Origin of the sequence: Bacteroides sp. HMSC067B03 (assembly GCF_001811315.1) — a bacterium.
GTDB lineage: Bacteria > Bacteroidota > Bacteroidia > Bacteroidales > Bacteroidaceae > Bacteroides > Bacteroides faecis.
In genome coordinates, this window is the sequence record NZ_KV804264.1 from 15,687 (window position 1) to 38,894 (window position 23,208).

Here is a 23,208-nt window from a genome sequence, read left to right on the forward strand (position 1 = left end):
ATTCTTAATTATGTTTGATAGAAAACTAGTGATAATCCTATAAGGGCGGGCTAAAAAAGTGTTTTAGTCCGCCCCATACCAACAATCAGATAAATATTATGTGATAATTGAAGCCAATTATTTCAGAGCATCACAAATTTCCCTATTAATCTTCCTCAATGCCTTTTCGTCCAGTTTAATAACCTTACGGTCATAAGTTAGCAATCCGTTTATTTCTACCTCAACATCTGTAGTCTGTGTATAAACAGCGGCAGAGAATCCACGAGGAATCAGATCTTTCAACACATTGGCATACTCCAAGTATTTATCAGTGGCCTCTTTAGAAGTATTGAATTGGACATATCCCCAGTTACGATCCGGTTCCCAAAGATGCTCTTTCAATACCAAACCGATACCACCATATTCTCCGAGCACAGTAGCACGTTGAGCATCATACAAAAACATTTCCGGACCCGGATAATGATGTAAATCAAGCATATCACCGCACGTATAATGATTACCACCACTAGCAGGATTCACGAGTCGTGAAGGATCATATCGCTTTGTCCATTCAGCAATTTCCGGAGTCTTGAACTGTCCCCAAGCTTCATTAAACGGCACCCATGTACCGATACAAGGATAAGAATAAAGACAGTCGATAATTTCTTTCCATTCTTTACGATAGGTTGCCTCCGATTCTGCAGAACGCTTTCTTTCCGTTCCTGTAAAATACTCACGCATCTGCCATTCCGGATTTTTATCTCCGCTCGGCATATCCTGCCATACAATAATTCCCAAACGGTCACAATGCGTATACCAACGAGCCGGTTCCACTTTGATATGTTTGCGAATCATATTATAGCCAAAATCTTTCGTCTTTTGAATATCATATACCAAAGCTTCATCTGAAGGAGCTGTATACAAACCGTCAGGCCACCATCCCTGGTCTAAAGGACCAAACTGGAATAAATCTTTATTATTTAACTGCAAACGCACAATACCGTTTTTATCTCTCTTGGTAGAGAACTTACGCATAGCAGCATAACTCTTAACCTTATCCATCAGCTTATTCCCTTCAAACAAACTGATTTCCAAATCATATAGAGAAGGAGAATCCGGTGACCATAACTTTACATCAGCTGGCATAGCGACTTCAACAGGAACACCATTAATAGAAATCCCTTTAGCCACCAACTCCTTACCATCGAACACCTTTACTTCTATTTTGCTCGAAAGCTTCTTCTTATCAGTAGCAACCTCTACCACCAACTTATTCAAGTCGATATCAGGGGTTGTCTTGATGTTCGTAATAAACTGTGCAGGCACAGATTCCAGCCACACCGTCTGCCATATTCCACTTACCGGCGTATACCAGATACCCGACGGTTTATTCACTTGTTTTCCTCTAGGCTGAGTACCATTATCAGTAGGGTCCCAAACTTTTACCACCAGTTCATTCTCTCCATTTTTTAAAGCAGGAGTGATATCAAATGAGAAAGGAGTAAAACCTCCTGTATGTTGTCCTATTTTGATTTGATTTACCCAAATATCAGCCTTCCAGTCAACAGCTCCAAAATGTAACAATACACGTTCACCTTTCCATTTTGATGGTACAGAGAATTTGCGTTGATACCACAAGTCATTATCCTTTCCAAGCCTTTTTCCAACACCGGACAAACTAGACTCTATCGCAAAAGGAACCAAAATCTGTCCATCATATTTTTGAGGAGCAGCCTGCCCTACCGGAGCAATGGCATAATTCCATAACCCATTCAGATTCATCCAATCCGGACGTTCCATAATTGGACGGGGATACTCGGGCAACACATTCTCAACATCTATTTTGGTAGCCCATTCTGTTTTAATTCGTTCTCCTGCAGGCTTCCACTGGGCAGACAAGTACGAACAATTTAAAAATACAACTAATAAGATAATCAATTGTTTCATCATGATATAATTTAAAAGATTTCTCCAGATACAACCTGCATCACTTTATTTTTTCAGGAAAGTTTCAGCGCGTCCGGGAGTATAAAGTTCCCATAAAGAAGCAACCGTCCATCCTGGGGCAAAAATATCATTATAATATCCTTTACCATTCTTTCCATAGTCCCAGTTAGTGTGCTGAACTACTTCCGGATAATAACCCACTTTGGCAATTCCACACATATGCCCTTCATGGGGTAACAACTGACGCATAGAGGTCGAAATCACCTCTGCAAAATCTGACAAGCGGTTCTCTTTATACTCTTTAGATAACCAACGAAGTACGTCAGCAAATTCGAAGATAAATACGTCGATATGATTATTTTCTACTGACACATTTCCCCAACCACGAGTCTTCATACCGATATCTCCCAACATTTGTCCGGGAGCAAACGGAACATCCCATAAATAATACCAGGACAAAGCAAAATATGCGGCTTTCTTTGTCAAATCAGCATAATGTTTATGTTCTTCACCTTTCGTTATCAGTGAGAGATAATACGTAGCAGTAGCTGTATATAACGACGCTTCTTTATCTTCACAGTTTGCATCCAGTGTAGAAGAAAAATAATCAGCTTTGGAGATCAGCTCCTTTTCAAGATACTCGGCTGTTTTTCTGGCACTGGCAAGATATCGCTTGTCTTTGAAATACTTATATCCCATCACCAATGGCAATGTAGCTGAAGGAGTACTACCACCGCTCTTATCAACAATCGTAAAATCATCACGGAATTTTCTTGGGAAACTTCCATCAGCATTTTGGAGTTTCAGAAACATCTCAAACATTTGCTTTACCCGCTGTTCCCATTCCGGATGTTTGCGCCCTTGCTCCTTTTCGTACGCCAGGAAATGAAGCATCGCATAAATTCCCTCAGACTGACGTCGAATACTATGCACCGGTTCCTCAAATCCACGGTTTAAGTTAACAAACTCCTTAAAGAAACCTGCCGGAGTAAAACCGTTCTTCAAATAACTATCAAAAATCTTTAGACTATTGTCTTTCAATTCTTCGCGATTATTCTCCCAGCCATACTCCCATGCATTGAATGCATTCAAAAGAACACGCCCGACAAAACCTATTTCTGCCTCACCATTACTTTTACAATCATCCGTACGCAAACCTACACCCGAATTATAGGTCAATTCCGGCCTACTTACCAAGCTATTCACAAAGTAATGACTAAGTGTCTGCTTCATTTCCGGAATAGAATAAGGAGTATCAACAGGTTTCGGAGCATAAGTATCATAAGAATATTCCCAAGTCTGACGTATAAAATCGGAGAAATCATCAGCACTACTTTCTGAGATTTCCCAAGTTAACATTACGTTTTCCCCTTTCTTCAATAACTGAAAAGCTTCTACCTTAGGAGCCAATGTCAATTTACGGATATAGCTTCTGGGAGCTTCCTGATAAGGAAAACCGAAAGAAAGGGCAGCCACTCCATTCTGGTTCTCAAAACCTGTAAAGCCCAGAGATGTTTTTCCGGAAAGAATTACTTCACCTTCTTTATGCGTAGTCAAAGCGTCAGTCGTAAACTTATCCAGCCGGTTTACCGTCATATATCGCTTGTCCTTTTCATTATAAATTCCGGTCAGTGGAGCACTCAACCTGTCCTCACGGACTACCCAACTATCAGATGTATGAAACGAAGGAGCTTCTTTAGGTGAACGCAGATTGCGACGATACCAGAATCCGGGCATATAAAACAAACAATCGTCATGGCGGAAACCAGTAACTACCTTCTGTCCATAATTAAAGTACACATCCTCCAGAGCTGTAATACACATGTCAATATGTAGACGTCCATTAGTTTCTTTGATCTTCTGAGAAATCGTCAGCGGAATGCTTTCAGATGCAACTAACTGATAGGTAGAATTATCATTCTGCACTCTCTTCAAAATTAAAGGGTACTGCTTGGCCTTATTTCCAGGCACTTTCAAAGAAACATGTGCATTCACCTGTTCCGGCGTATAGTCAACAGCCTTAACAGTTCCGGTCAATAGTACAGTAGCTATTCCACAAAGCAAGAATTTTAAGTTCATACAGCTCATCATAATTATATGAATCAGCAACTAATTCTGATTCTGTTAATACTTTATTTAGATATATTTTCAAGCCATTCCGGCTCTTATCAACGAGTACAAAATTAGCGAAGATCACTCTATCTCAGTAAAACAAATTGAGCAATTAGTAGAAGAATCCGTTCTAAATGTACGTAGAATGAATAAAATAATACCAAAACAGAACATATAATGTCCTTTTTTCCATCCATCCATTGCCGGTATCAGAGATATTCTATTTCATAGAACCATATCCATTATTATAAAAAGAACCGCAGTTTCCCCTCTAAAAAGGGAAACTACGGAATATGATTTACTGTGATTTACTCAGCAATAAAACAAGGACAAGGAATAATCAGTTATTTCTCTAAAAGAGCGACAGTACACCAAAGGACGGGCCCCTGTCCATGATAATCACCCGTACGACGAGGACGATCATAATAATACTGCAAGTCATTCTTTTTATTTGTTCCTACACAAACAGCTTTTACTTGATTCTTTTCGTTAACGTATGGAACTAAAGCCAGCCACGCTTTTCGAGCAGCAGGTGCATATTCGTCAGCATCCAGCCAACCATTCTTAACCCCCATTATGAATGCGAAAGTAAACATAGCCGATCCTGATGATTCCGTCCAGCAATCAGGTTTATCAATCAGTTGGTTCCACAACCCTTCTGCATTCTGATATTCTTTCAAACTTTTCATCATCTTCTGATAACCTTCTAAGATACGGGCACGGTCTTTATGTTTTTTGGGCAAACACCGGAGCAACTCCGACATACCCGCTGCCATCCATCCATTTCCACGTCCCCAATAGTAAGGAACATCCGGAGCATGATAGAAAAGTCCATTCGGACGTTGCAGCTCGTCCAAGTACATAACCATTTCTTTCGCTGCCCGGTCAATATATTTACGGTCTTTTGTCACTTTGTATGCGTGGGTCTGCACAATCGTAATCATATACATGTCATCAATCCACAAACGTGTTTGCCAAGAATATCCTTTTTCAGCCCATTCTTTTTCTTTTGGTTTGGCATTTGCAGGAACTTCCCATTGAGAATCAGCATAAGGCAATCCCAGATACCAGTATTTCTTATCTTTTGTCACGTGGTACATTTCCAGTGGCAAGCTGCCAAACATATTCAAATCAACATGATTCATAATCGGTTGCAATGCTTTCTCTGATGTAAACAGAGGTTCAAACTTATTCTGCAAAAGTTTAATCAGCTCTTTATCTTTTGTTACCGCAGCATATTTTAGTGCACCATTCCAATAAAACGTCTCTGGATACCCAATCCATTTACCGGCATGAAGCGCGTGCTTCTCACCTATAAAGCGATATGCCAAACGCTTGCCGACCTCTTCAGGGGTATAACCCTCCGGAAAGTCCGTCAACAACTTAGTCTGAGCACATAATAGTTGAAAAGGTAGCAAAAGCAATAATAAAAGTAGTTTTTTACACATAACGACTTATTTTTATTTATTATACAATTATAGAATATATACAACTAATCATCTAACTTTCAGATTCCTTACATTATCGCATACAGCCACTGCTATTCTCGAGTCTGCGCAACCATAATAGAGATATAATTTCTTCTTATAATACGCCAATCCCTCAATAAACACCGTTCCATCTTTGTATTGCCCACTTTTCTCAAAAGAGGCCTCAGGTACAAAGAAAGGTTTATCTAACCGATCCAAAACTTTATAAGGATCATTATTATCAAACAAGAGTTGTCCTGCACAATAGGCTCCTGCCGGATAATCGGTGTCCCTCTCTTTTCCTGCATTTTTTCCATTATATAGAAGTACGATCCCCTTTTTAGTCCGTATTGCCGGAGGTCCGCATTCTGTCATCTGACAGTCAAAATGACCTTTACGCGGTCTCGCCAACTTCTTTAATTCATTCTTCTCGTCCAGCACTGGATACCAGTCCACAAGATTGTCAGAAGTAGCTGCATGAACAGCATACTCTCCCCAGTACATGAAATACTTGCCATCTACTTTATCAATAACAAGCTTTTCTTTCTTTACTTTAGTCAGTATGGAAGCGGATTTACTGGCTATTTTAGTGAAACGTCCGTCATAGGCCTTTTCAAAAGCGGGTCCATGCTTTGTCCAGTTTTTCAGATCTCGGGAGGTGGCTACAGCGATACGCGGTGTCTTCCGGTTCCATGACGTATAGAGCATCACGTACAGTCCGTCTTCCGTCATAGCCACACGCGGGTCCTCACAACCACCCGGCCATTCTATACCTTTAAAGTCATCTTCCGCCGGAAATAACACCGGAGTGTCCAATCGTGCCATCGTAACTCCATCAGTACTTTCAGCATATCCAATGCGTGAAGTCCTTTTACCGATTCCTTGTGCCGAATTATCTTCCGCCCGGTAAAGTACGACAATTTTCCCGTCTTTCACGGTAGCCGCCGGATTGAATGTATCACTCTCTTCCCACTTCACCTGTTGCTTCTGCATCGGACAATAAAAAGAAGTAGGTTGAGGTGAAATTACGGGATTAGCACCTTCAGGACGTACGAAGGGACCGAGTACCCAATTTCTGTTATCCTCTTTACCTGTAGTCGTATCCGTAGAAGGTTTCATGGTAAATCCACATAACATCAATATACTGGTCAGACTAATTACGAGTTTTAGTTTCATCTTATTTTCCTGCTTTATTCATAATAAATCATTTACCTTTACAACAGATATTGTCCCTCCTCCTTCAATCTTTTACGCAGATAATCAGTATCGATTTTGTGGACATCATTCCTTGCCTGTTTTATAGCATGTACTGCAGCCATTCCGGCAGCTTCGCCAGTCACCAGACAAGGAGGCATTACCCTTAAACTCCCGAATGCTTCTTCATCAGTAGATATACAGCGCCCTGCGGTCAATACATTTTTCAGTCCTTTTGGTGTCAGGCAGCGATAAGGTATTCCATGAGACTCCCCTTTTTTATAACGCGTCTCTTTATGACCTGGTTTATGAACATCTATATAATAGCAATTACGTCCGATTTCATCCTCAAAAGTTCTACGTTCTTTCCAGTCCTCTACCGTAAAAGTATAATCACCTTCAATCCGACGGCTATCTCTGACTCCAAGCAAAGAAGCAGTCTTCACCAAAAAAGCACTACCAAAAGTTTTGGGTTGAACATCCTTCATTGCTTCCAAATATTGTCCGGCAATTTGCCGACCTACCATCATTGCCTGCGTAGTAGCCCAAGGATCCGTTGAATCGACATTATCAAGATGTCCGGCATTGAACTGTACCACATCCGGACCAATAAAATTACTATTAAAATGCTTATCTATCAATGGATATTTCCCAGACTCAATCGCTTTATAAACAGGGCTGTTCTTATTGCTAGTATGCAATGAAGGCCCCGTCAGATTGTAGTTATAGCTATCGACATTGGCAAACGAGAAACATAAAGATGAGCTCTGTACCACCCCACTATCATCTCCTCTTTTGAATGATGCGCCTGCCCATGCCGCCAAATCCCCATCACCTGTCGCATCAATAAAAACTTTTGCCTTGAAAGCAACAAGCCCGGATTTATTTGCAACAATAATAGCATCTACCGTTTCATCGGCTACTTTTTCTACAGCGGCAACTCTTGAAAAGAAGAGTACTCGGGCTCCCGATTCAGCAACCATCTGATCATAAACTGTCATCAAATATTCGGGATTTATACTCACCCAATTCATTTTCTGTTTTCTCTCATGCGGTACTCCTTTTCTCGAAGCTTCAAAGATTTTCTCTGCCAAACCTCTATAAATGATTTTCTCACCATCAGAAAACGGACACCATGCCGGAACCATACCGGCTGTCCCCATCCCGCCAAGTTGGCCCATTGCTTCAATCAATAGAGTCTTGGCCCCTTCGCGTGCTGCCGAGATAGCGGCAGCACAACCACCAGGTCCTCCGCCAACTACAATAACATCCCACCGATCATCTACGGCAATCTTTGTATTCTTCAGACTCAGTCTGGATTGCGTTGTTCCTCCCTGCGTATTGAGGCTAGGTACAGTGAAAGCTGCGGTCAACAGCCCTGCCTTTTTTAAGAATTCTCTTCTAGAAGTCATAGTATTCTCTTTATCATTTGGTGAACATCAGTTCCTTTGTCCGATTCGCTAAAACTCAATTAAACAATCCGCCTATCAATGAAGCTATAAATTTAAGTTTCATCTTACTTAAGTTTATATTTCTGGCTATCGATATTCCATCCTTTCAATACCAGCATTGCTCCTTCACTCAGTTTTTCCTTTGCCGTCTCAATCGTTACTGTTTTCTTTTCACCCGGAGTCAGGGAGAAGAAATTATCCGTATAGAATGATGGGCGTATCGGACTCATCTTTGCATTAAGAAATTGCAGTTGATTGAAGAAAGCTATCTGATTGGATGTATTTCTCATAGTGATATCAACAAAATAGTTATCACCTTCTTCCCTCACTTTATAAGCCAGTTTCACTTTAGAAGCCCGAAGTTTACTCAAATCCTCAAATCCAGAGGCTGCCGGACCGGTCAAGGTCGTCTTTCCTTCGTACTTATCGTTGGAACGCCAGTAGAAATTAGAAGAAATTTCTTTTCCCTTCTTATCTTTCAGTATTAATTTGATAAAGTGAACCTGAGAGATGCCATCGGGAAAACGAATGGTCAATGCATCATTCGCTACTCCATCTGCCGGTAAATTAACAACAGCCGATTCTTCAAACACTTTCCGACTATTTATATCATACACCTGTGCCGTAACCTTATAGTTATCGAAAGAACGATAGAAATCATTCACCACAGAAACCGTATTCTTAAGATAATCGAACTGAGCATGCAAAGGTTCCAAAGAATTGGCCGTATGATAAAGCGAAGCTGTCGGTTCAAGAGACCAGTCCCACATACGGGAAGCTACCTGCCTCATCGAGCAGTTATGATACCAGAACAAAAGACCTGAACAAAAACGGTCACCGTAATCTAGCTTATTATAGTTCCATACTTCCCAAATGCTTTTGGAGTTTATTGCACCCAGCAATTGCCCCTTCTGAGCAAATTCATCAATCGAAGATGACTTTCCATAATGATTCACCAAGTCCGTATACATCGTAGTCATCAGATGAAAACCATTTCCATCCAGGTAATCCCACACTTCTTTGTTGATGGGCCACAAGTCTTTCTCATCCATCATTTCCCGGAGTATTTCTACTGTAGGAAGAGTCGGTGCACCATATTCAGGATTAAAGCCATCTACACGGCTCCCTCTGGGAGAAGCTGTATTTTCATAATGCTGCATCGGATTCACCTGTTTATAAGGGCTGCCATCATGTACTCCAGCACACTCCGACTGCATCTGATATCCGCGTGTACCATCCAACTGATTCAGCAGTTCGGGAGTACCGGTCATTTCTGTGCTTTCATTGGAAGCAACATAATAAGCCAGAGACGGATGATTACGAATACGCTTCACTGTAGATTCCACGTTACTCATATAGAGAGCCTTGTCATGCGGATGACGAGTATCTCCTGTCATCCAGAATTCCTGCCATACCAGCAAACCCAGTTCATCACAGAGCTGAAAGAAATAGTCAGATTCGGCAATACCACCTCCCCACATACGCAGAAGGTTGACACCCGACTGGCGGGTATAGCGCAATTCAGCATAAGTACGTTCGTCAGAGTGTCTCAACATAGCTTCCGGTATCCAGTTCGTACCACGGATAAACAACCGTTTACCATTCACATAAAAGACACGTGATTTGTCAGGCGTTTTAGTATCGGAAGTGATTTCACGAATACCAAACCTTGTCTTTACAGAATCGCAGATCACTCCATCAACTGATACTGTCAACTTCAAATCATATAAGTTTTGCGGTCCTTTGTTGACCGGCCACCACAAGCGAGGAGAATTCATCACAAGTTGCGGAAACTCTTCTGGAGAAAAAGTAACCAGTTTTTGTTCTCCCCGAATCACTCGGAATGATTTCTCAAAAGATATATTCTCACCTACAATCTCACCCTTTACTTTGCAATTAATTCCACTATTGCTAGTTGACGAATTAATCACTTCTACAGATACGGTCTCACGTGCCTGGCCATAATCCGGTTTACGCAATTCAGACTTAATAAACGGATGACGTAGAGCTACCTTTCCGGTAGCATAGATAGAAATGTTTTTCCAGATACCTGTATTGCGGTCACGGATGCCATCCATAAAGGTAAAGTCCCAGCCTACAGTCATCAACATCGTAGTATTCAATCCGATATTGCCGTTACCACCATTATGGAATTCTCCCGCAGCCCCCCAAGACTTCGGCTTAGTACTTCCGGGAACATCAACCGGATACACTTTTACAGCCAGTGCATTATTCTCCCCTATCTTTACAAAATCGGTCACATTAATATAGTCCTGTATAAACATACCATTGATGGTACTAAGCAAATTCCCATTCACCCATACTTCTGCCCGATAATTGATTCCATCCAGCTGTAACCAAACATTCTTCCCCTTAAAAGATTGAGGAACTGCAAACTCGGTACGGAACCAATAAGTATAAAAATCTCGTCCGACCTGAGAAATATCAGGAATCAGCTTCGATTCAATCTTATTATTAACTCCATAATAAGGTTCAGGGTATTTTTGGTTATACACTAAAGAATTTAAGACTGTACCGGGAACAATGGCTGGCAACCATTTTTCAGTCGGATAATCTGATGAAGATATCTTCTCACCCGGATCTGTGGTATCGCCTGCTTTCATCATTTTCCACTGATAATCTCCATGATGAGTGACTTCCGAATCAAGCCAAATACGATTTGGATCTCTGGCGTCATTCATCCTATTTTGTGCAGTCAATACTGAACAGAAAAATAATAGCAAAACAGAAAAAAGGGTCTTAACAAAGTTATGCATATTTATGTTATAGTTTTAAATGTTTCTTGGCATGGAACAAAAGTAGAGGTTTCCTTTTATTCAACCTGCCAAAAACAGGTCAATAAATGAGATTTTAGTCCCAAATTATTTTAATAAAGGACATAATTGCCCGTATTCACCGTTATTTTTCCAGAAGAGCAACCGTACACCAAAGATAAGGAGCCTGACCGTGATAATCACCGGTATGACGAGGGCGATCATAATAATACTGCTTACTATTCTTTTTATTCGTTCCCACACACACTTCTCTTACATCATTCTTCTCATTAATATACGGTACTAAAGCCATCCATGCTTTGCGGGCTGCCGGGCCATATTCTTTTGCCTTGAGCCATCCTTGCTTGACTCCGGTAATAAATGCAAAAGTAAACATAGCAGATCCCGAAGTCTCAGCCCAACAATCAGGCTGGTCTATTAACTGATTCCACAAGCCATCGGACGTCTGATATTTTTTCAGACTCTTCATCATTTTGCGATAACCTTTCAAAATACGCGGACGATATTTACTATCCTCAGGCAAACATTGAAGTAATTCTGCCATCCCTGCCGCCATCCATCCATTACCACGTCCCCAATAAAAAGGAACGTCCGGTGCATGGTAGAAAAGCCCATTCGGGCGTTGCAACTCATCTAAATAAAGCACCATTTCTTTGGCTGCACGATCAATATATTTCCGGTCTCCGGTCACTTTGTAAGCCTGAGTTTGTACAATGGTAATCATATACATATCGTCAATCCATAGACGAGTTTGCCAAGAATATCCTTTCGCATCCCATTCCTTTTCTTTGGCTTTTGCATTCCCGGGAAGTTCCCATTGCGTATCAGCATAAGAGATTCCTAAGTCCAAATAACGTTTATCTTTAGTTATTTTGTACAGTTCCAAACATAGACTGCCGAACATATTCCAATCTACATGCGTCTTTTTAGGCAAAATATTCTTTTTTGTCGTAAACAACGAATCAAACTTATTTTGCAACAGCTTAACCAGCCTTTCGTCTTTGGCGATTGCTGCATACTTAAGGGCACCACTCCAATTAAATGTATCAGCATAACCAATTCCTTTTCTATCGCTTATTCTATATTTCTCCATAAAACGATATGCCAGGCGATTACCGACTTCTTCCGGAGTATACCCTTGAGGAAAATCCGTCAACTTGCTCTGTGCCATTAATAGCTGAAAAGGCAAAATGCATAATAAAAAAAGTATTCTTTTATACATAACGATATTTTTAGTCATTAGATAATAAAAAGTTTATTCTTCTAGAAGAGCAACCGTACACCAAAGATAAGGTGCATGCCCATGATAATCCCCCGTATTACGGGGACGATCATAATAATACTGCATATCATTCTTTTTGTTAGTACCGACACACACTTCTCTTACTTTATCATTCGAGTTTATATAAGTAAGCATAGCCAACCATGCTCTTCGAGCAGCTTCACCATACTCTTTTACCGGTAACCATCCATATTTCACTCCCATAATAAATGCGTAAGTAAACATAGCCGAGCCCGATGTTTCTACCCAGCAGTCCGGTTTATCAATCAACTGTCTCCACATACCCTCTTCTGTTTGATAATTTTTCAGACTTGCCATCATAGTTTGGAAACCTCTTACAATAGGCAAATGATATGGGCTCGATTCCGGCAGATAGCGAAGCACTTCTGCCATCCCTGCCGCCACCCATCCGTTTCCTCTTCCCCAAAAATAGGGTACATCCGGTGCATGATAGAAAAGTCCATTCGTACGTTGCAACTCATCCAGATACATCGCCATTTCTTTAGCAGCGCGCTCAACGTATTTCAACTCACCGGTCACTTTATAAGCATGCGTTTGAATGACAGGAATCATATACATGTCATCAATCCACAAGCGAGTTTGCCAGCTATATCCCTTCGCTGTCCATGACTTCGCACTTGCACTTGCATTTTCCGGTACTTCCCATTGGGTATCTGCGTAAGGTATACCCATTTCCCGATATCGTTCATCTTTAGTGATCAGATACAATGTGAGAGGAAGACTACCGAACATATTCCGGTCAACATGGTCCATCCCAGGCAAAAAGTGCCTATCAGTAGTAAAAAAAGACTCAAACCCATCTTTCAAGGACCGGATCAGTTCATTGTCTTTCGCTACTTCCGCATATTTCAATGCTCCGTTCCAAGTAAAAGTTTCCGGATAACTGAGAGTTTTCCCATTATGTTTCCCCTTTGCAAAAAGTTTTCCCAACCGTTTCCCTATCTCCTTAGGAGTACTCCCTTCCGGAAAATCAGTCAGTAAGGGAGTATCAATTGTCCGCTTGGTCTGTAACATCCATTCCTGAATTTCGATTCCTTTTCCGCCTTGATTCCGATGAATGGTCAGTTTATAATACTGATACGCCTCCTTATGTCTCAACTCCAAAAACTTTTTCTCCCTTTTTTCAAACTCCTGCCGAATTCTATTATCTAGTTCGGCCCACTTCACATTGTCATTCGATCCGTAAAGAGACCACGCACCAGGTGCATTTCCTTCTTTATCTCCGGTTGCCATAACCGAATAATAACGCGCTACAACCGGTTCTTTTCCCTTCCAGATGATAGAGACAGAATTATTAGGAGTATAGAAAGAAGTTGTCCAGTCTCCATCAACCAAACTACTAATATCTTTTCCCTCAGGAGAGTCATCATACTCAGGAGAGATAGTACCCTCTGTCGGCATATTATAATTATCTGCCTTCAACTGATACACATAGGTGTATTTTTCCTTTTCGTCATTTTCCGTACCTTCCTGAACCGGTGGCACAGGGTCTTCATTTTCACTGGAACAGCTATAAAGCATACCACCCGATGTCATTATCAGGAATATGCAACACAGTGCCTTCGCTATATCATGTATCCAACCATCATTTTTCATTTTATACATCTTATTCTTCATTATTTTCCTTCTAGTTCCAGTACAGCTAAACGAGCCAGCATCTCGACAAAAGCTCCTTCGTGCAGGACTTGCCAAGAAGAATTCGTTTTACCGATAAAATAATTATTACTCAGCAGATTAGTTGTTTGATTCCGGCATTCTGACATCCAAGCCTGCAACATGCTCTTCTCGAACGCAGTGACATAATCCCTTCTTCCATCAATCTTATACAGTTCAAGGAAACCACGAAACAATACAGAATAAAACCAGACATGATCTCCATTTATACGATAGAACTTTTCTCCCAGTTCTTTTGAGTCATACAAGGTAAACCACTTACTGTAGGCTGAACGGGCAATCTGCTGCGCTTCATTCAGATATTGTTGTTCTCCTGTTATATTGTACAATAAACAAGCAGCCTGCATTGGCTGACCGGAATTGTAACTGTACTTACTTTTACCTATAGTCATCGAAGGAGTAATATTATCATAGAAAAGGCGATCACTCGGATCTTGCATGTATTGTATCAACCATGCATAAAATTCTTTAGCTTTATCCAGATACTTCTGCTCTTTGGTTATCTGATATAATTTACATCCCAATACTGCAGCCGGTGCGGTAGAACATGTATGTTTATTACTGTATGCCGGTATTTCCCTCCAAAGAATACCGCCACCACATGAACTGGTGTTTCCCACCATCAAATAATCCCAAACCATTTTCGCCTTCTCCAAGAAACGATTTTCCTTTGTCTGTTCATACAGTTCCGCCATATCCAGTCCTATCCAGACATTATCGTCATAATACCTTTCATTTCCGTTTTGCGGATAAACTGCGTAAGCGCTGCGCTTGTTATCAGTTGTGATAAAACGATTGATACTGTTAAACATACGGTCAGTCAAATCTGCATACTTTTTTTCATAAGCAGATACCCCGATTGAAGCTCCACGCAAAGCTACATAGCCAGAAAGCCCTGCTCCTTGATCCCAGACTACGGCATCTCCATCCCAATAAGGTCCGGTAGCAAGCGGATATCTTGTATTCCAACAGTCACGTGCAGACTTTCCGAAACAAAGATTCATTAACGAAGTCATCAGGATGTCAGCTCTTTCCAGGAAACGGGTTCTCACTACCTCTTCTTCACGAAGCGGCGTAGCAGTGACCGTCAATTCCTCCGAGCGTTTCCCATAATTATCGACAGCGACGGCAGTCACAATATATGTTCCCGGTTCAGAGACAACTATTAACAGTGAACCAACCTTTTCTGTAGCAATACGTATGTTTTTCTTTGCTGTGTTCTCAGGTTTATCTCCCTCTAACAAATAAGAGATCTCTACAGAAATAGCTCCGACAGGATTAGTCCAGCTTACTTGCAATTCATTCGCTCTCTCCGTTTTCTCCGCCACAAGATTGGTAACCGGAGGTACTGTTTTTGGGCCCTGTCCATCCTGCTTTCCATCATCTATTCCATCCGTGATAGGCGAGTCGCCCCCACCGCATGCACCTAATAATGCAAATAAGAGAAAGAAACAGATTCCTAACAGCATATTAAATCGGATATTTTTCATAATATTCCTAGTTTATAGGGTTACTTTATTCTCACTGGTTCAATCGTTTCTCCTGTGATACTAATTACTCCTTTATCGGAGATATTAAAGTTACTGATATAGGAAGTACGGGGGCCTACACTTGTCTCACTTGCATGAGCATGAAAGATATATTTATAACTTCCATTGGCACAGACAAACGGTGCTCCATGTCCTGTACCGACTAGCCCTACAGACTTAGCAGCCTCTTTGTCTCTCCGGAGAATCGGATTTCCGCTATACTTGGTCCAAGGTCCTTTAGGAGAACTAGCCGTTGCATATCCTACAGCATAGTCTTTACTTTCATAGTGGTTTGCTGAATATATCAGGTAATAAGTATTCCCTTTCTTCAACAACGAAGGACCTTCGGCAATCGTCCCTTGTTTCTTCTCCCAAGGTTCAGTAGCACTTATACACTTAGTCAATGTTTCTTTTTTTATACTGGTCAAGTCGTCATTCATTTCTGCTACCCAAATCACGTTTCCCCCGGTAAATCGTACATAATAGAGATAAGGAGTACCATCATCATCTATAAAAAACGAAGTATCAATTCCTTTTTCATCTGCTACAATAGGCTTCTTTTCCCTCTGTATAAAGGGGCCTTCCGGGCTAGTAGAAGTAGCTACACAAATATGTTCTTCCACCGAATAGAACATATAAAACAAATTCTTTGATTTCACATAATATACTTCCGGAGCCCAATACCATTTAGTTCCCCAGGAATTTTCCGGTGACAAAGCCTTTATATCATTTCGCTTCCATTGCTTCAAATCTTCAGAGATATACACTTCGAATCCGTTAACACGAGTTCCATATGCATAGTATTTACCTTCATGGTATAACACAAAAGGATCGGCAATCGGCAATTTATACTCTGCTATTATATCCGGGTCAATCGCGTCTTTTTCGGCTGGAGTAGCTGAAATCGTCACTTTCTCGGAACGCTTACCATAATTATCAACGGCTACAGCAGCAATTTGGTAGGTTCCAAATTCTGGTAATTGGAGTGTATATTTGCTATTTTTCTCACCATATACACGCACATTAGTAGTCAATGGAGTTCCTCCGCCACCTACTTCTAAAGCATAAGAAATCTCTACTAATACTGCATCTGAAGGATTTTTCCATTTCAGTTGCAATTCGTTAGCTTTTAATGTGGCAACAGCAGTAAACTCAGTGATCGGATCCATGCTATCCTCCTGAACATCTCCGCTTTCCGTGTTTTTTCCTTCATCCAATGCTTTTTCATTATCATCATTACATGACACCAAGCATGTCATCCCTATAATAAACAAAATATTGAAGAGTATTCTTTTTCTCATACCTTTCCTTTTAAAAGAAGTAAATAATTAGGTTAAAAAAGGAGAAGACTTAAACAGATGTCAACCTTCTCCCTATAAGTTTTATTAGAATAGAAAAAGGGGGAGAACCTTCCTATCACATAGATAGAATCCCCCCCCAATATTTATAAGAACTAAACAAACTTCAGTTTACCACTGAATCTGCTGATCTTCGTCAGGAATCAAAGTATTCAAATTACGCTGCATTGCCAAAGAACCTTCTACCACGTATTCAAGCTTTGTACCAGGGACAGTTGTATAATCCTTAAAAGAGTAATATAAATAAAGAGTAATATAAATCTTCTTCAGATAAGGCTTTAACTCATCCATCTCTTCATTCATTGTAAAGGTACACGCCTTTTTTTCATCAAGTTCTAATTCAATCTCTGGATTATCAGACCACACTTCTAACAATTTAGAATCTGTACCTTTTTCCGGAAAACGAATAAACACTTTGTACTGTTTGCGATCAAGATAATCTATATCTCTTGTACCTGCATAGATAAAAATTGTCCTATCATCTACCACAAAAGCTCTTTGCGAGGATATAGTGAAAGGATTTTTCACATCAGGCTTAAGAAATATTCGATATTGAGCCGCATCATACGTGCCTGAATAATCATTGAACGGAAGTAAACGCAGCATAGCTCTACGATAATATTTACGCGGGTTTATCTGATAATCATAAGATTGGTCACCCAATATCTGTATGGGTAACACCCACTTATCTGCCTGATCAAGCGTTTCATCCAATTTAAATTCAATCGGCAATGTTGTCAGACATTCACCAGCCGGCATTTCAACAGACTCCGGCATACTATAATACTTACTTGGCAACTGTTGAAAATAAAGTTCTTCACGATGTCCATATTGTTCTATATTTAACCGTTCCAAAGTATCAGGATCCAAAGCAAAATGAATTGTATGAGATTGACTAGTCATAGTAGATCCACTCATAATAACCGGAAGGTCATATTTCACCACTCCACCTGGCTTAAATCGAACATACGTCGTGGTCACTCCCTGATCATTAACATTCGCTTTGAAAGAAGCCATATGTAAATATTGCTCATCTTCCCATTCTTTATTACAGGCTGTGCTACAAACAATTAGCACAATACCCCAAATTATATTATATATATTCCTCATTTTATTTAATATTTAAAAAGGTTATTCCGGATTTGTCCAACCTGGATTCTGGACCAAATTAATATTATGCTTCAATTCAGTATGGTCAATAGGACAGAGCCACATCTTTTCTGCAAAAATAGTAGGCAGCGAAGTACACATTATTGGTGTATGGAACTGCTCCGCCATATCTTTAGTAGCCAGCATATTACAGCCATATATAGGAGTGGTTTCTTCTACAGGTGCATCTAGCCAACGACGTAAATCCCAGTAACGATGTCCTTCAGCAAAAAATTCAATCTGACGTTCCCGTTTTAACATCATCCGGAATTCGTTCGGATCATCATAGGCTGTTTCATGCCCTTGAACATTGTCATAATCCGGTAATCCCGCACGAATACGGATCGGACGAATTCCTTTCTTCATCTCAGTTACATCACGTTTTACAGAATGGACTTTACTACCATCCCAAGATGGAATTTCATATGAACCAGTCAACTCATTTAACGCCTCTGCATAAATCAATAATATTTCAGCGTAACGAATAGCCGGATCTGCTTTATGTTCAATACGTTCAACGTCATACGAATTTTTCTGCGTATAACTAATATCATTAGGATGTACATATTTCTTTATACCGATACCTGTACGAAGCCAATAAGAAGAATTAGCATATCCATTATTTCCACCACGATAATAAAATACTTGTATATTTTTCTCCTCGGCATGATTGTTATCATTTAACGCATTTAACAAATGCCATGTACTTCCATTATAACCTACTGATGCATAAAATCGAGGTTCACGTTGTACATATTGTTTAGAAACCCCTGTTCCCAGTGGTCCCAACTCTGGATAATTGGCCAACTCCTCAGCTTTCACATATCCCTCTGCCCTCGGGCGAGAATCATAACGGCCTTTATATCCATCAAACTCCTTATACATGTCATTCATACCAGGACAATTTGTACCATCGTTCATGTAATAAGCATCACATTGCTTCTGGGTCATACCTTGCGAACCATATCCACCAGCGCCATTACGTGGAAGTTGATGAACAACCATAATATCTACACTTTCACGACTTTGATTCTTGCCTCGAGTAAAGATTAGCTCTTCATTCTGACTTACTATAATACTGCCATCAAACATTTCACGATATGATTGAAAAGGATCAATATTTTTCCAACCATTTGGCCAAGACTGATCAGAAAATTCATCATCATGTGGCGGAACAATTGTTGCCGGATATGCTATATCACCAGCATTGCTATTGAAATAAGCCACATGTATGCCATAAATATTCAAATCCATCACATCCTTAGCAGCAGCTGCTGCTTTTGCCCACTTAGACTCATCGTAGGTTTCTGGAAGCAACCGTTTTCCATCTTTATTTACCAAGGCTGAAGATACTACTTCTGGAGCTTTCCCATTAAATAATGGACTAGCCGCATACAAAAGAATTTTAGCTCGCAAAGCCAAAGCAGCTCCTCTCGTCGGGCGAAGAACTTCCTGTACAGAACGTTGTAATGGCAATTGTCCTGCAGCTTTCAAGAGCTCACCAGTTATGTACTCCACACATTCGTCATATGAATTTCTGGGGTAAGCTAATTCATCATATTCTTTCGTATAATCCACTCCTTCATCTGGTATAATAGGTATTGGACCAAATGCACGGAGCATCAACCAATAGTAGTAAGCTCGCAAAAAATGCGCCTGCCCCTTAAAATCTATGATCTCTTCCTCTGTGAACTCTTTGTTCTTATCTATATTATTTAAAAAAATAGCTACCTGACGAATACCTAAATAAGCATTCTTCCAAATACCACTGCTAGAGTTATTAACTCCGCTTTCACTATAATGCCCACTCTTCCACTTATCGTAGCCACCATCTCCATAATACATGTCATCAGCAAAGTTAAAAGGATAATCTCTCTTACTACAAACATCTTGTAGATAACCATTACTTAAATAAGAGTATCCTCTTGCTAACCACCTATTTGTGTAATCCCGGTTACTGAAAACATCTTCAATAGTCATTCTCTCATCAAATAGATAATCAGAATCTAAGTAATCTGAACATCCTACCAAAGAGGTTAATCCCACAGCGAAGGACAAAATTGTTATTATCTTTTTCATATGTTTTTTTATTTTTACAAATTAACAGATACCCCTAAAGAAAGTGTCTTATTAAGCGGATATGCTTTTCCTGTTGAACTTCCCATTTCTGGATCCCAAAGTTTAAATTTAGAGAAAGTCAGCAAGTTGGTACCCGTAAAGAAGATACGAACTGTATTCATATGGGCTTTACGAACTATACTTTTAGGAAGCGTATAACCAACGTCTAATGTCTTCAAACGAAGATAAGCTCCATTCCTAAGCCAATATGTAGAAGCGCGGTTATTATTATCATTCTTCCCATAAGTCAAACGAGGATATTCTGCATTCGGATCTTCATTTACACCCAAAATCCAACGGTTACTTTCCGCCATCTCTTTCAGTACATTTCCCCAACCGTCACCACCGGAGAACATATAAACAGTAGAACCATCTATAAAATAAGTAGATTTACCCACACCTTGGAAATGTACATTTACATCCAAGCCTTTCCATTTAGCAGATACACCGAAACCATATGTAAAGTTCGGTTTTTTCGTTGCACCGATTGCTACTTTATCATTATCATCAATTACACCATCTCCATTAATATCTTTATACTTAATATCACCAGGCATAACATCACCAAATTGTTTCGGCCAGTTACGAATTTCTTCATAATCTTTAAATAAACCTAATGCAACCAACCCCATAGCTTGATTAACCCGATGACCTTCCTGCATCTTATACCAGTATATAGTATTTTCTTCATCACGCTCTAAAATCTCATTTTTACTATAGGTCATATTTCCACGTATAGTTAAATCAACCTTATCTATTTTATGGCGGAATGAAAAGTTGCCATCAAATCCACGTGCTTCTACAATTCCGACATTTGCATAAGGATGAATATCCTTCTCATTAACCTTATTATCTTTATATTCCGTCCACGTGCCTAATGAGGCAACCCAAGGCAAATACTTACGTTCCATATAAATACCTTCTCTACGTTCGTGGAAATAATCAATAGATCCTGACAATTTATCATTAAAAAAAGAAAAGTCTATACCTAAGTCTTGTTTTGTAGCTACTTCCCATGACACATTGGTTGAAGCAACTGAAGTATAACGCATACCACCATAATATCTATCATAGCCAAAATCTGCAAATTGATAGCCCCCAACAGGCTTATTGCCACTTACCACATTTCCTGAGTTATCTCTTTCCCACAGAGTTTCAAGATTATATAAATATGGGAAACGAGTATCTCCTAAATTGTCATTACCGGTTTTACCATACGAATAACGTATTTTAAACATATCCACCCATTTCAAATTATCTTTAACAATAGACTCTTCTGCTACATTCCATGCACCAGAAATAGCAGGAAAGAAACCAAAACGATTATCTTTATGGAAATTTTCCGATCCCGTATATCCAAAGTTAAAATCAACAAAATAACGATATTTCCAATTATAATTAGCACGCCCTGCTAATCCTTGGTTACGCCGTGAAATACCATTTTTGAGATCTGAGCCAATCCCTTGAGTAGCCACCTTAGCAGATTGTGTATACTTTAATACTGCTCCTACATGATGATCTTTAAATCCACGATTATAATGCAATTCCCATTCGAAAAACTCATTGCGTTTTCCATTGGAACCAGAAGTTTGCGTCATTTTCTTCTCTTCTGAAAGTCGAGTAAAAATCAAATCACCATTTACATCACGATAAGGCTCTGCTTTATATAATTCTGGCCACTTCACTCGCTTTATCCAATTGGAGTTCTCCGTATCATATCCGAAACGACCGATAAATTTAAGTCCTTTTGTAATAAAGTCCAACTCCTGTTCTAATGTCACATTTGTTTGAATATTATTCTGCCAACTCTCATTATACCCAGTCATAGTAGCCTGTACCCATGGATTGATATTGTCCTCCTTTCCAGTCCAAGATGCTATTTTACCATCTGAATATGTCACTGGCATCATTATAGAGTTATACCCCATTAATGTTGTCCAAATTGCATCAGTTCCTACACCTGGATCATTCTGTTTACGTAATGAACCGGAAACACCAACTTTCAACAAGGTTGTTTTAGTTATATCAATATCCACATTCATACGATATGTCCATTTGCGAAAATTAGCATTAGTATTATAATTCTTCAGTGACTTATCCGTTTTATACATACCTTGCTGATCCTGGTAACTACCACCTACATAATAGCGAGCTGTTTTACCACCACCAGTCATATTCAATGAAGCACGGGTACTCCATGCACCATCACGCAACATCAAATCCATCCAATCCACATCTGGATATAAGTCCGTATCAAGTCCTAAACGGAACAATTCCAATTCTTCTGGCTGATATAAGGGTTCTTGATTACGAGTAGTTTTCGCCTCATTTGCCATAGAAGCATAAGTATATCCGTCTACAAATTCAGGAAGTTGAGTAAACATACTATAAAAAGATTCAACCTTAGCATTTATGTTAATTTTACCTTCTTTACCACGACGAGTATTAATCAAAATAACACCATTAGCACCTTTACTACCATAAATTGCTGTAGCAGAAGCATCCTTTAATACTGTAAAAGATTCAACATCTTCCACATTAATCTCATTTAAATCACGTTCAAATCCATCAACTAAAACCAATGCTGCATTACTTGCACCAAAAGTAGAAATACTTCGTACCCAGAACTCAGAAACTGCCCCCGGACGACCATTGGATTGCATAGCCTGAATTCCCGGAACAACACCCGCTAATGCATCAGCCATAGAAGTACTAGGGGTCGTTTTCAACTCTGCAATATCTACATTGGTTACAGCACCAGTCACAGCTATTTTCTTCTGCACACCAGTTCCAGTAACCACTACCTCATCAATAAGAGTAGCTTTAGCTTCCTCCATAGCTACATTTACCGTCCGCTGTTCTTTTACCAAGACTTCTACTGGTTCATATCCTATGTAAGTAAAAACTAATTTATTGTAAGGAGGCATTTTAAGCAAATACTTACCATTTATATCGGTTATTGCACCCAAACCGGGCATATTCGCAATAGATACATTGACACCTATCAACGGTTCTTTGTTTGTATCAGTTACGATACCTGTCACTACAATCTCTTTCTGCGCAGAAGCATGAATTGAGAATCCAAGTAACATCATACATATTAATAAAAAATTTCTCATCATAAGTGCGT

At 39.9% G+C, this 23,208-nt stretch carries 13 protein-coding genes; all 13 read right to left on the reverse strand.

The window, feature by feature from the left end; all coding sequences use genetic code 11:
• Positions 1 to 117: 117 nt before the first annotated feature.
• A complete protein-coding gene (locus HMPREF2794_RS02340; protein ID WP_083311998.1) occupies positions 118 to 1,929 on the reverse strand; it encodes a glycoside hydrolase family 2 protein in 1,812 nt (603 codons plus the stop codon).
• A 42-nt stretch (positions 1,930 to 1,971) separates the two neighbouring features.
• Complete coding sequence (locus tag HMPREF2794_RS02345; protein ID WP_022301657.1) at positions 1,972 to 4,005, reverse strand: hypothetical protein; 2,034 nt, start codon at positions 4,003 to 4,005, stop codon at positions 1,972 to 1,974.
• 377 nt (positions 4,006 to 4,382) lie between these two features.
• Entirely contained in the window at positions 4,383 to 5,486 is a 1,104-nt protein-coding gene (locus HMPREF2794_RS02350) for a glycoside hydrolase family 88/105 protein (RefSeq protein WP_022301658.1), read from the reverse strand.
• Positions 5,487 to 5,534: 48 nt separating this feature from the next.
• A complete protein-coding gene (locus tag HMPREF2794_RS02355) occupies positions 5,535 to 6,683 on the reverse strand; it encodes a glycoside hydrolase family 130 protein (protein WP_070750769.1) in 1,149 nt (382 codons plus the stop codon).
• Positions 6,684 to 6,721: 38 nt separating this feature from the next.
• Entirely contained in the window at positions 6,722 to 8,113 is a 1,392-nt protein-coding gene (locus HMPREF2794_RS02360; protein WP_010535712.1) for an FAD-dependent oxidoreductase, read from the reverse strand.
• A gap of 104 nt (positions 8,114 to 8,217) precedes the next feature.
• Positions 8,218 to 10,929 (reverse strand): glycoside hydrolase family 2 protein, encoded by a 2,712-nt coding sequence (locus HMPREF2794_RS02365; RefSeq protein ID WP_070750771.1) that lies wholly within the window; start codon positions 10,927 to 10,929, stop codon positions 8,218 to 8,220.
• A gap of 142 nt (positions 10,930 to 11,071) precedes the next feature.
• The gene (locus tag HMPREF2794_RS02370) at positions 11,072 to 12,169 is read right to left on the reverse strand and encodes a glycoside hydrolase family 88/105 protein (RefSeq protein ID WP_022301661.1); all 1,098 of its coding nucleotides are present in this window, start codon (positions 12,167 to 12,169) and stop codon (positions 11,072 to 11,074) included.
• A gap of 33 nt (positions 12,170 to 12,202) precedes the next feature.
• Positions 12,203 to 13,264, reverse strand: coding sequence for a glycoside hydrolase family 88/105 protein (locus tag HMPREF2794_RS02375; RefSeq protein WP_070750793.1), 1,062 nt, complete (start codon positions 13,262 to 13,264; stop codon positions 12,203 to 12,205).
• Between the two features lie 602 nt (positions 13,265 to 13,866).
• Positions 13,867 to 15,414: a glycoside hydrolase family 76 protein gene (locus HMPREF2794_RS02380; protein ID WP_083311999.1), complete on the reverse strand. Its 1,548-nt coding sequence runs from the start codon at positions 15,412 to 15,414 to the stop codon at positions 13,867 to 13,869.
• Positions 15,415 to 15,434: 20 nt separating this feature from the next.
• Positions 15,435 to 16,358 carry a glycoside hydrolase family 43 protein gene (locus HMPREF2794_RS02385; RefSeq protein WP_048692907.1) on the reverse strand — a complete coding sequence of 308 codons (924 nt, stop codon included), beginning with the start codon at positions 16,356 to 16,358 and terminating at the stop codon, positions 15,435 to 15,437.
• 564 nt (positions 16,359 to 16,922) lie between these two features.
• Positions 16,923 to 17,921, reverse strand: a complete 999-nt coding sequence (locus HMPREF2794_RS02390) for a DUF4973 domain-containing protein (RefSeq protein WP_010535718.1) — start codon at positions 17,919 to 17,921, stop codon at positions 16,923 to 16,925.
• Positions 17,922 to 17,942: 21 nt separating this feature from the next.
• Positions 17,943 to 20,039, reverse strand: coding sequence for a RagB/SusD family nutrient uptake outer membrane protein (locus HMPREF2794_RS02395; protein WP_010535719.1), 2,097 nt, complete (start codon positions 20,037 to 20,039; stop codon positions 17,943 to 17,945).
• 14 nt (positions 20,040 to 20,053) lie between these two features.
• A complete protein-coding gene (locus tag HMPREF2794_RS02400) occupies positions 20,054 to 23,197 on the reverse strand; it encodes a SusC/RagA family TonB-linked outer membrane protein (RefSeq protein ID WP_074759633.1) in 3,144 nt (1,047 codons plus the stop codon).
• Positions 23,198 to 23,208 lie beyond the last annotated feature (11 nt).

Excerpts from the sequence above, each read along its gene's own strand:
- HMPREF2794_RS02340 (WP_083311998.1), bottom strand. The coding sequence starts at position 1,929 with ATGATGAAACAATTGATTATCTTATTAGTTGTATTTTTAAATTGTTCG.
- HMPREF2794_RS02345 (WP_022301657.1), bottom strand. The coding sequence starts at position 4,005 with ATGAACTTAAAATTCTTGCTTTGTGGAATAGCTACTGTACTATTGACC.
- HMPREF2794_RS02350 (WP_022301658.1), bottom strand. The coding sequence starts at position 5,486 with ATGTGTAAAAAACTACTTTTATTATTGCTTTTGCTACCTTTTCAACTA.
- HMPREF2794_RS02355 (WP_070750769.1), bottom strand. The coding sequence starts at position 6,683 with ATGAAACTAAAACTCGTAATTAGTCTGACCAGTATATTGATGTTATGT.
- HMPREF2794_RS02360 (WP_010535712.1), bottom strand. The coding sequence starts at position 8,113 with ATGACTTCTAGAAGAGAATTCTTAAAAAAGGCAGGGCTGTTGACCGCA.
- HMPREF2794_RS02365 (WP_070750771.1), bottom strand. The coding sequence starts at position 10,929 with ATGCATAACTTTGTTAAGACCCTTTTTTCTGTTTTGCTATTATTTTTC.
- HMPREF2794_RS02370 (WP_022301661.1), bottom strand. The coding sequence starts at position 12,169 with ATGTATAAAAGAATACTTTTTTTATTATGCATTTTGCCTTTTCAGCTA.
- HMPREF2794_RS02375 (WP_070750793.1), bottom strand. The coding sequence starts at position 13,264 with ATGTTACAGACCAAGCGGACAATTGATACTCCCTTACTGACTGATTTT.
- HMPREF2794_RS02380 (WP_083311999.1), bottom strand. The coding sequence starts at position 15,414 with ATGAAAAATATCCGATTTAATATGCTGTTAGGAATCTGTTTCTTTCTC.
- HMPREF2794_RS02390 (WP_010535718.1), bottom strand. The coding sequence starts at position 17,921 with ATGAGGAATATATATAATATAATTTGGGGTATTGTGCTAATTGTTTGT.
- HMPREF2794_RS02395 (WP_010535719.1), bottom strand. The coding sequence starts at position 20,039 with ATGAAAAAGATAATAACAATTTTGTCCTTCGCTGTGGGATTAACCTCT.
- HMPREF2794_RS02400 (WP_074759633.1), bottom strand. The coding sequence starts at position 23,197 with ATGAGAAATTTTTTATTAATATGTATGATGTTACTTGGATTCTCAATT.